General features: G+C 60.4%; 12 protein-coding genes. 3 read left to right on the forward strand and 9 right to left on the reverse strand.

The features are described from left to right. Positions 1 to 95: 95 nt before the first annotated feature. From ACM6IO_RS10415 to ACM6IO_RS10425, 3 genes are all read right to left on the reverse strand, one after another. The gene (locus ACM6IO_RS10415) at positions 96 to 1,454 is read right to left on the reverse strand and encodes an 8-oxoguanine deaminase (RefSeq protein WP_223435138.1); all 1,359 of its coding nucleotides are present in this window, start codon (positions 1,452 to 1,454) and stop codon (positions 96 to 98) included. Positions 1,455 to 1,702: 248 nt separating this feature from the next. Beyond that, on the reverse strand, positions 1,703 to 2,389 hold the full coding sequence (locus ACM6IO_RS10420; RefSeq protein ID WP_008038768.1) for an SDR family oxidoreductase: 687 nt from the start codon (positions 2,387 to 2,389) through the stop codon (positions 1,703 to 1,705). 25 nt (positions 2,390 to 2,414) lie between these two features. Next, positions 2,415 to 2,765 carry a MerR family transcriptional regulator gene (locus ACM6IO_RS10425; protein ID WP_192227000.1) on the reverse strand — a complete coding sequence of 117 codons (351 nt, stop codon included), beginning with the start codon at positions 2,763 to 2,765 and terminating at the stop codon, positions 2,415 to 2,417. A gap of 82 nt (positions 2,766 to 2,847) precedes the next feature. Here ACM6IO_RS10425 and ACM6IO_RS10430 point away from each other — a divergent pair, with 82 nt between their 5' ends. After that, positions 2,848 to 3,279 carry a hypothetical protein gene (locus ACM6IO_RS10430; RefSeq protein WP_414911414.1) on the forward strand — a complete coding sequence of 144 codons (432 nt, stop codon included), beginning with the start codon at positions 2,848 to 2,850 and terminating at the stop codon, positions 3,277 to 3,279. A 49-nt stretch (positions 3,280 to 3,328) separates the two neighbouring features. On the opposite strand, the gene ACM6IO_RS10435 is transcribed toward ACM6IO_RS10430, so the two are convergent. The 6 genes from ACM6IO_RS10435 to ACM6IO_RS10460 form a co-directional block, all read right to left on the reverse strand. Then, positions 3,329 to 4,255, reverse strand: a complete 927-nt coding sequence (locus tag ACM6IO_RS10435) for an ABC transporter permease (protein ID WP_192227002.1) — start codon at positions 4,253 to 4,255, stop codon at positions 3,329 to 3,331. Continuing rightward, entirely contained in the window at positions 4,255 to 5,361 is a 1,107-nt protein-coding gene (locus ACM6IO_RS10440; RefSeq protein WP_414911415.1) for an ABC transporter permease, read from the reverse strand. The genes ACM6IO_RS10435 and ACM6IO_RS10440 overlap by 1 nt, the downstream gene beginning before the upstream one ends. Before the next feature lie 11 nt (positions 5,362 to 5,372). Then, positions 5,373 to 6,938, reverse strand: a complete 1,566-nt coding sequence (locus ACM6IO_RS10445; protein WP_414911416.1) for an ABC transporter ATP-binding protein — start codon at positions 6,936 to 6,938, stop codon at positions 5,373 to 5,375. 530 nt (positions 6,939 to 7,468) lie between these two features. After that, positions 7,469 to 8,050 carry an IMPACT family protein gene (locus ACM6IO_RS10450; protein ID WP_414911417.1) on the reverse strand — a complete coding sequence of 194 codons (582 nt, stop codon included), beginning with the start codon at positions 8,048 to 8,050 and terminating at the stop codon, positions 7,469 to 7,471. A 7-nt stretch (positions 8,051 to 8,057) separates the two neighbouring features. Next, complete coding sequence (locus ACM6IO_RS10455) at positions 8,058 to 8,708, reverse strand: TetR/AcrR family transcriptional regulator (RefSeq protein ID WP_008031358.1); 651 nt, start codon at positions 8,706 to 8,708, stop codon at positions 8,058 to 8,060. Between the two features lie 208 nt (positions 8,709 to 8,916). Continuing rightward, positions 8,917 to 9,837 carry a LysR family transcriptional regulator gene (locus ACM6IO_RS10460; RefSeq protein ID WP_008031360.1) on the reverse strand — a complete coding sequence of 307 codons (921 nt, stop codon included), beginning with the start codon at positions 9,835 to 9,837 and terminating at the stop codon, positions 8,917 to 8,919. Positions 9,838 to 9,961: 124 nt separating this feature from the next. Between ACM6IO_RS10460 and ACM6IO_RS10465 the strand changes: the two genes are divergently transcribed. Then, positions 9,962 to 11,311, forward strand: a complete 1,350-nt coding sequence (locus ACM6IO_RS10465; RefSeq protein ID WP_192227006.1) for an aspartate aminotransferase family protein — start codon at positions 9,962 to 9,964, stop codon at positions 11,309 to 11,311. Positions 11,312 to 11,375: 64 nt separating this feature from the next. Then, positions 11,376 to 12,869, forward strand: coding sequence for a CoA-acylating methylmalonate-semialdehyde dehydrogenase (locus ACM6IO_RS10470; protein ID WP_008031364.1), 1,494 nt, complete (start codon positions 11,376 to 11,378; stop codon positions 12,867 to 12,869). The last annotated feature ends 89 nt before the right edge of the window (positions 12,870 to 12,958 follow it).

Consider the following 12,958-nt stretch of genomic DNA (forward strand, 5'->3'; position numbering starts at 1 on the left):
CGCCATTGGGGCTTTAAAAAGCATCGCCGGCAAGCCGGCTCCTACAGGTTTTGCATAGGACTTGTAGGTGCCGGCTTGCCGGCGAAGGCGTCCGATCAGACGCCTGCGATCAACTGCCGGGCCGCCTGGCTGTGATCGGCGATCAAGCCTTTGAGATCCAGCCCCTCAACCTGCCCGTCGATCACTCGCCACTTGCCTCCTACCATCACCCGATCCGCCCGATCCGCACCACATAACAGCAATGCCGAAACCGGGTCATGGCTACCGGAAAACCGCAGCTCATCCAGCTTGAACAACGCCAGATCCGCCTGCTTGCCCACCGCCAATTCACCGATATCGGTACGCCCGAGCAAACTCGCCGAGCCCTTGGTCGCCCACCCCAACACCAATTCCGGCGTGATCTTTTCGGCGCCATAACGCAGCCGCTGGATGTACAGCGCCTGACGGGTTTCAAGCATCATGTTCGACGCATCGTTGGACGCCGAGCCATCCACGCCGAGGCCCAGCAACGCGCCGGCGGCGGTCAGCTCCAGCGTCGGGCAGATGCCGGACGCGAGGCGCATGTTCGAGCTCGGGCAATGGCAAATGCCAGTGCCGGCCGCGCCGAGGCGGGTGATTTCATCCGGGTTGAAGTGGATGCCATGCGCCAGCCAGGTGCGCGGGCCGAGCCAGCCGACGCTGTCCAGATAATCCACGGTGCGCAGGCCGAAGCGTTGCAGGCAGAAGTCTTCTTCGTCGAGGGTTTCCGCCAGGTGCGTGTGCAGGCGCACGTCGAGTTTGTTCGCCAGTTCGGCGCTGGCAGACATGATCTCCGGGGTCACCGAAAACGGTGAGCACGGCGCCAGGGCGATCTGGATTTGCGCGCCATCGCCACGCTCGTGGTACTCGGCGATCAGGCGCTGACTGTCGTCGAGGATCACTTCGCCTTCTTGCACGGTCTGCTGCGGGGGCAGGCCGCCGTCCTTCTCGCCCAGGCTCATGGAACCGCGCGTCAGCATGGCGCGCATGCCGAGGTCGCGGACGCTTTCGACTTGCACGTCGATGGCGTTTTCCAGGCCTTTCGGGAACAGATAATGGTGATCGGCGGCGGTGGTGCACCCGGACAGCAGCAACTCGGCCAGCGCGACTTTCGTGGCAAGGGCGAGTTTTTCAGGGGTGAGGCGTGCCCAGACCGGGTACAGGGTTTTCAGCCAAGGGAACAACGGCTGATTGACCACCGGCGCCCAGGCGCGGGTCAGGGTTTGATAGAAGTGGTGATGGGTGTTGATCAGCCCCGGCAGGATCACATGCTCGCGAGCATCGAATACTTGTCCACAGGGGGCGGACGGTTGCTGGCCGGCGGCGAGCACTTCGACGATCAAGCCGTCTTGCACAACCAGGCCGCCACGGGCATCGAGGCCATTGGCAGTGAAGATCGCGAGGGGATTTTTTAACCAGGTACGGGTCGCAGGCATGTTGGCCGGCTCCTCTGAAAGTTGGGTTCAGGTTAGCCAGCTCAGTGATTACCCTGTCTGCTGATCCAGGGTCGCCGCGGGGACGAGGTGCGCAGTGTCAAACAAAACCGTGCAGCGGGCAAGCCCACCCCGACAGGACGACGAATAATCTGTAGGAGCCGGCTTGCTGGCGATAGCATCGCCTCGGTATCACTGAAAGACCGAGGCGCCTGCATCGCCAGCAAGCCGGCTCCTACAGAAATGATGTCTTACCAGGGAATGTTTTCACCCCTGTAGTTCACGAAGTGGTGCCCACCCTTGCCGGTGTACGCATTCACCTGATCCACCAACCCACGCACACTGGTTTCCACGTCGATATCGGCGCCTTCACCGCCCATGTCGGTTTTCACCCAGCCCGGATGCAGCGACAGCACTGTCAGTTTCTGATCGCCCAATTGCGTCACAAAGCTGTTGGTCATCGAGTTCAATGCCGCCTTGCTCGCCTTGTACAACGCCAGTTCCGGCGCGTCCGGCATGGTCACGCTGCCGAGCACCGAACTCATGAACGCCAGCACGCCGCTGTCCGGGCGAATCTGCCCGACAAAACGTTGTGCCAGGTTGATTGGCGCCACCGCATTGGTGAAGAACAACTGACCGACTTCAGCCAGCGTCGCACCGCCCGGCGTCTGTACGTCAGGGCCTTTTACGCCGGCATTCACGAACAACAGATCAAACACTTCGCCCTTGAGCTGCTGACTCAAGGCAATGACGGCTTGCTGATCATCCATGTCGAGTTTTTCGATCCGCACCTTGCCCAGCGCCTGCAAGGCGTCGGCGTTCTGCGGGTTGCGCACGGTGGCGGTGACTTGCCAGCCGTCGGCCAGCAGGGTTTTCACCAGACCGAGGCCCAGGCCCCGGGAGGCGCCGATGATGAGTGCGGTTTTTGCCGTGGACATGAGTGGCTTCCTTGATGAATGAGGATCACGGATTTAATGGACAACGTTGCCCGAGCCGTTGTTGCAGCTCGTTGCGCAACGCGCCGAGTTCATCCATTCGGGTTTCGATCAGTTTGAGTTTGTCTTGCAGCAATTGCGTGACGGCGCTGTCCGGATCGGGCGACTGCCACAACGCGGCGACACTGTTGCCGATCTCGCCGAGGGTAAAGCCCAGCCGTTGAGCGGTCTTGATGTAGAGCACCAGTTGCACCATGTCATCCGGATATTCGCGATAACCGTTGGCGCTGCGTTGCGCCGCGATCAATCCGCGCTGCTCGTAGAAGCGCAGCGTGTCGCGGCTGACGGCGCTGGCCTGGGCTAATTCACCGATGCGCATGTTGATGTCTCGAGAGGGCTTGACCCTGGAGCATACTCCAGGCTTTAGGCTTGTTGCTCCCTGAATTTATGGAGCAGTGCCGATGTGGACTTCAACGCAATATCGCCGCGTGGTGCGGGGCAGCGCCTGGTATGACTTGCTGGTGACGGCGGCGTTTGTCACGCCGTGGAGTTTTACTGCGTTGCATGGGTTGTTGGCGGGTTTGAGTCAGGCTTTGAATTTGCCCGGCGAACTGCCGGCGTTTGAGCCGATGCACATGTTGATGGCGAACCTGTTGGGCTCGATCGTGTGCGTGTGGTCGGTGCTGCGGATTCGTGATCCGCAGCAGGTTTATGGCCGGTATGACGCCGTTGGCAGATTCCTGTTCTCCTCTTGGCAGCTCTATGCCTTGCTCCATGGCGCCAGTTCGCTGTTGGTGATTTTTCTGGTTTTTGAATTGGCGTGGGGCGTGGTTCAGGTGTTGCCAGTGCGGACGCCTTCGCGGGCAAGCCACGCTCCTACAGGATTTGCATAACACCCGTAGGAGCGAGGCTTGCCCGCGAAGGGGCCGGAGCAGACAACCCCTAATGCCCACCCTGCCAAGGCTGCCCCAACGACACCGGCGCATACAATCGTGTGCGCACGGCATCCCGCGACAGCAGCACCAACACCACAATCGTCGCGACATACGGCAGCATCGCCAGCAGACTCGACGGGATCGCCAGCCCCAACCCCTGCGCCACCAGGTGCAGGATGCTGGCGAGCCCGAACAGATACGCCCCCAGCAGCAATCGCCACACCCGCCAACTGGCAAACACCACCAGCGCCAGGGCAATCCAGCCGCGACCGGCGCTCATGTTCTCCGCCCACATCGGCGTGTAGGCCAGCGACAGATACGCCCCGGCCAACCCCGCCATCGCGCCGCCGAACAGCACCGCCAGCGTTCGTACGCCCAACACCGGCAAGCCCATCGCACAGGCCGCATCCGGGTTTTCGCCGACGGCCTGAATGATCAGCCCGACACGACTTTTCACAATCACCCACGCCACCAGCGCAAACAACGCGAACGACAGATACACCAGCAGATCCTGTGCAAACAGCATCCGCCCGATCAGCGGGATCTCGCTCAGTAAAGGGATCGCCACCGGCTCAAAACCCGCCAGCGGTTTACCGACCCACGCCGCACCGACAAAGGTCGACAGGCCCACACCAAAGATCGTCAGCGCCAACCCGGTGGCCACCTGATTAGCGTTGAACACCAGCGCCACCAACGCAAACAGCGACGACAGCAACATCCCGGCGAGCATCGCCAGCAACACGCCAAGCCACAGGTTGCCGCTGTTCAGCGCGACGATAAAACCGATCACCGCACCAAACAGCATCATGCCTTCCTGGCCGAGGTTGAGGACGCCGCTCTTCTCACAAATCAACTCACCCAGCGCCACCAACAGCAACGGCGTGCCGCAGCGCACCATGGCGTAGAAAATATTGCTCAACAGATCGATATCCATCACAGCGCTCCTGCTTGTACGACGGTGGCTGATGCACGACGCGTCCAGCGCAAATGCAAACGCGGTCGGTAGAGAATCAGCACGTCACTGGCCAGCAGGAAAAACAGCATCATGCCCTGGAATAACTGCGTGATCGCTTGCGGCAGATTCATGCTCATCTGCGCGTTCTCGCCACCGATGTACAGCAATGCCATCAACAGGCTGGAAAACAGAATGCCGATCGGATTGAGCCGCCCGAGAAACGCCACGGTGATCGCGGCATAGCCATAGCCGGGCGAGACTTGCGGCACCAACTGACCAATCGGCCCGGTGACTTCACACACGCCGGCCAGCCCCGCCAATCCACCGCTGACCAACAGCGCCAGCCAGATCAGCCGTTTCTCGCGAAACCCGACAAAACCCGCCGCACGCTTGTCCAGCCCGAGCACTTTGATCTGGAACCCGACAAAGCTTTTCTGCAACAACACCCACACCGCCACCAACGCGAGCAGGGCAAAATAAACGCCGGCATGCACTCGACCGTCCTCCATCAACAACGGCAAACGGCTGGCATCGCCAAACATCGCCGACTCCGGAAAGTTGAACCCGGCCGGATCCTTCAGTGGCCCGTGCACGCAGAACAACAACAGGTTCAGGGCGATGTAATTGAGCATGATGCTGGTGAGGATTTCGTTGGCGTTGAAGCGCGTGCGCAGCCACGCCGTCAGCCCGGCCCACGCCGCGCCGGCCAGCGTGCCAACGAGCAGGATCAACACCAATGCCCAGCGACTTTGCAGACCGATGATGTTCACCGCCAACGCACTGCCGGCCAGCGCGCCGAGCAGCAACTGGCCTTCGGCGCCGATGTTCCAGATCCGCGCTTGATACGCCACGGCCAGACCCAAGGCGCAGAGCAGAATTGGCAGCGCCTTGACCAACAATTCGGAGACGCCATACAAGTCGCTGACCGGGGCGATCAGCAAGGTGTGCAAGGTCAGCAACGGGTCATGGCCCAACGCGATAAACAGCAGCGAGCCGCAGCCCAGTGTCAGGGCCGCCGCCAATAACGGCGAGCACCACAGCATCAGGCGCGATTGCTGGCCACGGGGTTCGAGGGAAAGCAGCATGTGAAACTCCGTTAAACCGTTGCGGGCGCAAGTGATTGAGGGGCGTCGAACTGGCCGGCCATCCAGCCGCCGACGTCGATCAGTCGGGTGTCGACGGTCGCCCTGAGCGGCGACAAGCGTCCGCTGCACAAGGCGCCGAGCCGGTCGCTGATCTGGAACAGTTCGTCGAGGTCTTCGGAGATCACCAGGATCGCTGCGCCGGCATCGCGCAAGGTAATCAGCGCGCGGTGAATGGTCGCGGCGGCGCCGACGTCCACGCCCCAGGTCGGGTGCGCGGCCACCAGCAGTTTCGGTTGCTGAAGAATCTCCCGACCGAGGATGAATTTCTGCAAGTTGCCAGCGGACAGACTGCGGGCCGGCGTTTGCGCATCGGGTGTCTTGACGCCGAAGCGGCGGATGATTTCTTCGGCTAGCGTTTTGACCTTGGCCCGCCGAATCAGCCCGTTGCGCAGCAGGCCTTGTTGAAAGGCGCTGAGCAGGGCGTTGTCGGCCAGGCTCAACTCCGGCACCGCACCGTGCCCCAATCGTTCGGCAGGGACGAAGGCCAAGCCGAGTTTTCGGCGGGCATCCGGCGGCAAGTGAGCCACCGCTTGCCCGCCAAAACGCAGGGTTGCACCGTCATTGCGGTGCAGGCGTTGTTCGCCGCTGAGCAGCGCCAGCAGCTCATCCTGACCATTGCCTGCCACTCCGGCGATGCCGACGATTTCGCCACGGCGTACGTGCAGGTCGATGTCCTTCAGCGAGCAGCCAAACGGATCGGGGTTGTGCCACGACAATGCGTTCACGTTCAAAAATGCCTCACCGCCCACGACCTTCGGGTAATCGGTGATCAGATCGGCCGCTTCCCCGACCATCAACTTCGCCAGTTGCTGATCCGAGCACTGCGCCGGCACGCAATGCCCGGCCACACGACCACCGCGCAGCACCGTGGCGCTGTGGCACAACGCGCGCACTTCACCGAGCTTGTGGCTGATAAACAGGATGCTGCAGCCCTCGGCCGCGAGCCGGCGCAGGGTGACGAACAATTCGTCGGCCTCTTGCGGGGTCAGCACCGAGGTCGGTTCATCGAGAATCAGCAGACGGATGTCCTGCATCAGGCACCGAATGATTTCCACCCGCTGCCGTTCGCCAATCGACAGGCTGTGGACCAGTCGCTCCGGTTCCAATGCCATGCCGTAGCGCCGGGACACTTCGCGAATTTTTGGCTCAAGTTGTTTCGGTGTACCGGCGGCCGCGCCCATCGCCAGCGCAATGTTTTGCGCCACACTGAGGGTTTCGAACAACGAGAAGTGCTGGAACACCATGCCGATTCCCAAACCGCGAGCCTGAGCCGGGTTGCGCATGGTCACGTGCCGGCCTTGCCAGATCACTTCGCCAGAATCAGCGTGGGTGACGCCGTAGATGATTTTCATCAGCGTACTTTTGCCCGCGCCGTTTTCGCCGAGCAGCGCATGGATTTCGCCGGGCGCAATACTCAGGTCGATGGCATCGTTGGCCAGGCAACCCGGATAGCGTTTGCTGATTCTGCGCAGTTGCAGGCGAGGCGTTTGGTCAGGGATCGGCACGGGGTTGGGCATGACAGGCTCGGGTCGATGGAGTTGTGCCTGTGGATAAAGCAATTTCCTGGCCATTGAGTCAGGAAAATTGAAAATGCTTGCCGGCCAAGGCATCGGGCGCGCCGCTTCGCCACATTTCGATCCCGACGCAGCACCACATAAGGGCGAAGCAGTAGATCAGGCTCCGGTTTTGCGCAGGCCGATTTGGTCAAAAAACGAGCAACCCTTTGCAAGCCATGCCGGATATGGGGTCGCGCCAGCCATGAACGGGTTATCCACAGATTGCTCCACAGTATTTGTGCGCAAGCGCAAAGCTCGGGCATAAGCACTGAGCGGCTTTCTTCTAAAGGCGATAAACCACGCTAACTGATTGTTTTTACGTGGATTTAGTCTTTTTGAAGACGTATTGGACAAAAAGTGAGCAATGCCCGCAAAGCCGCATGACAGAAGGGTTACAGCGGTATGTGCTCAGGTTATCCACAGCCGGGTGCACAGTAGATGTGGGCAAATACACGGGATCGATGGAAGGGCGTTGAGCGTTGTTGGTGCGCTCAGCGCTGCAACAGAATGCGCCCGCGACTCAAATCGGCCAGTTGCGTTTGCAGGGTGTTGATCTGCGCTTCGCCCATCGCCAATTTCAGCTCCACACCGTTGGCCGTGAACGTTTCCTCCACGACCAACCCGCCAAGTTCGGCCACCCGCAGTTTCACCAGCGTCAGTTCGCCAAACCCGCAGGCGCAACTCAGCGGTACGCGGCTGATCAGCTCAATTTTCGGTGCCGCTTGCAGGCACTTGTTCGCGCCGCCGCCATACGCCCGGGCGAGGCCGCCGGTGCCGAGTTGAATGCCGCCATACCAGCGGATCACCAGCACCGCGACCTGGTCGCAATCCTGCGCATCGATGGCCGCCAGAATCGGGCGCCCGGCGGTGCCGCCAGGCTCTCCGTCATCGGTGCTGCGGTATTGGGCGCCGAGTTTCCACGCCCAGCAATTGTGCGTGGCGTTCAGATCGCTGTGCTGCTCGATGAACGCCTGGGCTTCAGCAGGGCTGCTGATCGGTGCGGCGAAGGTGATGAAGCGGCTTTTGCGAATCTCTTCGCGGTATTCGCAAAAGTCGCTGAGGGTAAAAGGCATAAGAGTCTTAAATGGCTGGAGTCAGGCCGCAGCCTTTGAGAATGATGCGGATCAGGTTGTCGCCGGCGTCTTCCATGTCTTGCTTGGTCAACTTGGTGCGGCCGCTGACCCGGCAAATCTGCGTGGCAAAGTCGGCGTAATGCTGGGTGCTGCCCCACAACAGAAAGATCAGGTTGACCGGGTCGACCGGGTCCATTTTGCCAGCGTCGATCCACGCTTGAAACACCGCCGCCCGGCCCTGGAACCAGGCGCGGTAATCCTGGTTGAAATATTCGGTCAGGCACTCACCGCCGCTGATCACTTCCATGGCGAAGACTCGCGAGGCTTGGGGCTGGCGGCGGGAGAATTCCATCTTGGCGCGAATGTAGCGCGTCAGCGCTTCGGCCGGATCATCCTCGGCGGTGAGGGTGTTGAAAGTGCTGTCCCACAACTGCAGGATGTTGCTCAACACCGCCACGTACAACCCCAGCTTATTGGTGAAGTAGTAATGCAGGTTCGCCTTGGGCAACCCGGCATTCAGGGCGATGGTGTTCATGCTCGTGCCTTTGAACCCGTGACGGGCGAACTCGTCTTCGGCGGCTTTGATGATGGTCTCTTCGTTCTTCTGACGAATGCGGCTGGCAGGTTTGCCGCCGTGAGCGGGGACTTCAAAGGTCATAGGCACTTCCGAACAGGTGGGTGGGTGCAACCAATGCGTTGATAGCGCAACCACAGGCTCCAGACAAGTCCCGACACGATAAAACCTGACCACCACAAATCACTGTAGGAGCGAAGCTTGCTCGCGAAGGCGGCGTGTCATCTGTATTAATGTCGGCTGACACACCGCCTTCGCGAGCAAGCTTCGCTCCTACAGGTTTCCACCTTATTCAACGTGTTGCAGCCAGGCTCTCTAAAAAGCTTTCCAGCACCAAATGCGGGCGACGTCCCTTGCGTGTCACCGATGCAAGGCTCAAGTCATAAAACCGTGCTGTCGGTTTCAGCGCGCGCAAGCGCCCTTGCTGCACCCAGAGGCTGGCGTAGTGATCCGGCAGGTAACCGATGTAGCGCCCGGTGAGAATCAGAAACGCCATGCCTTCGCGGTCTGACGCACTGGCGGTGCAATTGAGTGCCTGGTAATGCGCCTGAATCTCGGCCGGCAAGCGGAAGGTCGGGGCGATGGCGTCCTGACTGTTGAGGCGCTCATCGTCCAGTTGTTTGTCGTCGACATAAAACAACGGATGACCAACCGCGCAATACAGCAGCGAACGTTCACTGTAGAGCGGCTGATATTCCAGCCCCGACAGGGCGCTTGCCTGCGGCACCACGCCGACATGCAAGCGGCCGTCGAGCACGCCTTGCTCGACTTCATTGGGCGCGATCATGCGGATCTGAATCTGTACGTCCGGCCCGCGTTCCTTCAATTGCGCCAACGCATGAGTGATGCGCATGTGGGGCAGGGTGACCAGGTTGTCGGTGAGGCCGATGGTCAATTCGCCGCGCAGGTGTTGGTGCAGACCGTTGACCTCGGTGCGGAAACTTTCCAGCGCACTCAATAGCTGCAATGCCGATTGATACACCTCGCGACCTTCTTCGGTCAGGGAAAACCCGGCGCGACCTCGTTGGCACAGGCGCAGGCCGAGGCGCTGTTCCAGGTCGCTCATCTGCTGGCTGATCGCCGAGCGGCCGATCCCGAGCACCGACTCCGCCGCCGAGAAACCACCGCATTCCACCACGCTGCGAAAAATCCGCAGCAAGCGGATATCAAAGTCGCTGACTTGTGCCAGCGGATCGGGGCGTCGAGTGCTCATAGTTTAGCGCTGGCCTGACTGAACGTTAGAAAAGTTGGATTTCACCGACTTTATCCCCGTGGCAATTTAGCTGCAAGAACGCTTTTCATCTCCACGCCGCTTATTGCCTTGCGAGGTTTTGCCCATGAACTTGCCTGAAAACGCCCCGAATTCCCTGGCCAGCCAGCTCAAGCTCGATGCTCACTGGATGCCCTACACCGCCAACCGAAATTTCCAGCGCGATCCGCGACTGATCGTGGCGGCTGAAGGCAGTTGGCTGACGGACGACAAGGGTCGCAAGGTCTACGATTCGCTGTCCGGTCTGTGGACCTGCGGCGCCGGGCACACCCGCAAGGAAATCCAGGAAGCGGTTGCCAAGCAGTTGGGCACGCTCGATTACTCGCCGGGCTTCCAGTACGGTCATCCGCTGTCGTTCCAACTGGCGGAGAAAATCACCGACCTGACGCCGGGTAATCTGAATCACGTGTTCTTCACCGACTCGGGTTCCGAGTGCGCTGACACTGCGGTGAAGATGGTCCGCGCTTACTGGCGTCTGAAAGGCCAGGCGACCAAAACCAAAATGATCGGCCGCGCCCGTGGTTACCACGGTGTGAACATCGCCGGCACCAGCCTCGGCGGCGTCAACGGCAACCGCAAAATCTTCGGTCAGGCGATGATGGACGTCGATCACCTGCCGCACACCTTGCTGGCGAGCAATGCTTACTCGCGCGGCATGCCAAAAGAGGGCGGTATCGCTCTGGCCGATGAGTTGCTCAAACTGATCGAGCTGCATGACGCTTCGAACATCGCCGCCGTATTCGTCGAGCCAATGGCCGGTTCCGCTGGCGTGCTGGTTCCGCCTGAGGGCTACCTCAAGCGTCTGCGCGAGATCTGCGATCAGCACAACATCCTGCTGGTGTTCGACGAAGTGATCACCGGCTTCGGTCGTACCGGTTCGATGTTCGGCGCTGACAGCTTTGGCGTGACCCCGGACCTGATGTGCATCGCCAAGCAAGTCACCAACGGTGCGATCCCGATGGGCGCGGTGATTGCCAGCTCCGAGATCTACCAGACCTTCATGAACCAGGCGACGCCTGAGTACGCTGTGGAATTCCCGCACGGCTACACCTATTCCGCGCACCCGGTGGCTTGCGCCGCTGGTCTTGCCGCACTCGACCTGCTGCAAAAGGAAAACCTGGTGCAGAGCGTGGCCGACGTTGCGCCGCATTTCGAAAATGCACTGCACGGCCTTAAGGGCTCGAAAAACATCATCGACATTCGTAACTACGGGCTGGCCGGTGCTATCCAGATCGCTCCGCGTGACGGCGATGCCATCGTGCGTCCGTTCGAAGCGGGCATGGCGCTGTGGAAAGCCGGGTTCTACGTGCGCTTCGGCGGCGACACCCTGCAGTTCGGCCCAACCTTCAACAGCAAGCCGCAAGACCTTGATCGTCTGTTTGACGCGGTCGGCGAAGTGCTGAACAAAATCGACTGATTTCCCCTTCTATATAGAGGCGCCCGTTGACGGGCGCCTGTGGACAACTTTTCTGGAGCCCCGCATGAGCCTTATCCCGCATTTGATCAACGGTGAACTGGTGACCGAAGACGGTCGCACGGCCGACGTGTTCAACCCGTCTACCGGCCAGGCGATTCACAAACTGCCATTGGCCAGCCGCGAAACCATCCAGAAGGCCATCGACTCGGCCAAGGCTGCGTTCCCGGCCTGGCGCAATACTCCGCCGGCCAAACGTGCGCAGGTAATGTTCCGCTTCAAGCAACTGCTGGAACAGAACGAAGCACGTATCGCCCAACTGATCAGCGAAGAACATGGCAAGACGCTGGAAGATGCTGCCGGTGAATTGAAGCGCGGTATCGAGAACGTCGAGTTCGCTTGCGCGGCACCGGAAATCCTCAAGGGCGAGTACAGCCGTAACGTCGGCCCGAACATTGATGCCTGGTCGGACTTCCAGCCATTGGGCGTGGTCGCCGGTATTACTCCGTTCAACTTCCCGGCGATGGTGCCGCTGTGGATGTATCCGCTGGCGATCGTCTGCGGCAACTGCTTCATCCTCAAACCTTCCGAGCGTGATCCGAGCTCGACGCTGTTGATCGCTCAGTTGTTGCTGGAAGCCGGTCTGCCGAAAGGCGTGTTGAGCGTTGTGCATGGTGACAAGGCTGCAGTGGACGCGCTGATCGAAGCGCCGGAAGTCAAAGCATTGAGTTTCGTTGGCTCGACGCCGATTGCCGAATACATCTATGCCGAAGGCACCAAGCGCGGCAAACGCGTTCAGGCACTGGGCGGCGCGAAGAACCACGCGGTGCTGATGCCGGATGCAGATCTGGATAACGCCGTCAGCGCTCTGATGGGGGCGGCGTACGGTTCCTGCGGCGAGCGTTGCATGGCGATTTCGGTAGCCGTGTGCGTTGGCGACCAGGTGGCCGATGCGTTGGTGGCCAAGCTGACTCCGCAGATCAAGGCATTGAAGATTGGCGCAGGTACCACTTGTGGTCTGGACATGGGGCCGTTGGTTACCGGTCAGGCTCGTGACAAAGTCAGTGGCTATGTAGAAGACGGCGTTGCCTCCGGTGCAACCCTGGTCGTGGATGGTCGTGGTCTGAGCGTGGCCGGTCATGAAGAAGGTTTCTTCCTGGGCGGTTGCCTGTTCGATAACGTCACGCCAGAGATGCGTATCTATAAAGAAGAGATCTTTGGGCCAGTGCTGTGCGTCGTCCGGGTGAACAGCCTGGAAGAGGCGATGCAACTGATCAACGATCACGAGTATGGCAATGGCACCTGCATCTTTACCCGTGATGGGGAAGCTGCGCGGTTGTTCTGCGATGAGATCGAAGTCGGCATGGTTGGCGTCAACGTGCCGTTGCCGGTGCCGGTGGCTTATCACAGCTTTGGCGGCTGGAAGCGTTCGCTGTTCGGCGATCTGCATGCGTATGGCCCGGATGGCGTGCGCTTCTACACCCGTCGCAAGGCCATCACTCAGCGCTGGCCACAGCGTGCGAGCCATGAAGCATCGCAATTCGCATTCCCTAGCTTGTAAGTAGAAGGGAAGAAGGCCGAGCCCCTTGGGGCTCGGCCTTCGTGTTTTCGGGCTTTTTTGACCCGTATGACAGAAATGTGAAAATAGGT

Origin of the sequence: Pseudomonas sp. IT-P44 (genome assembly GCF_949768225.1) — a bacterium.
GTDB classification, from domain to species: domain Bacteria; phylum Pseudomonadota; class Gammaproteobacteria; order Pseudomonadales; family Pseudomonadaceae; genus Aquipseudomonas; species Aquipseudomonas migulae.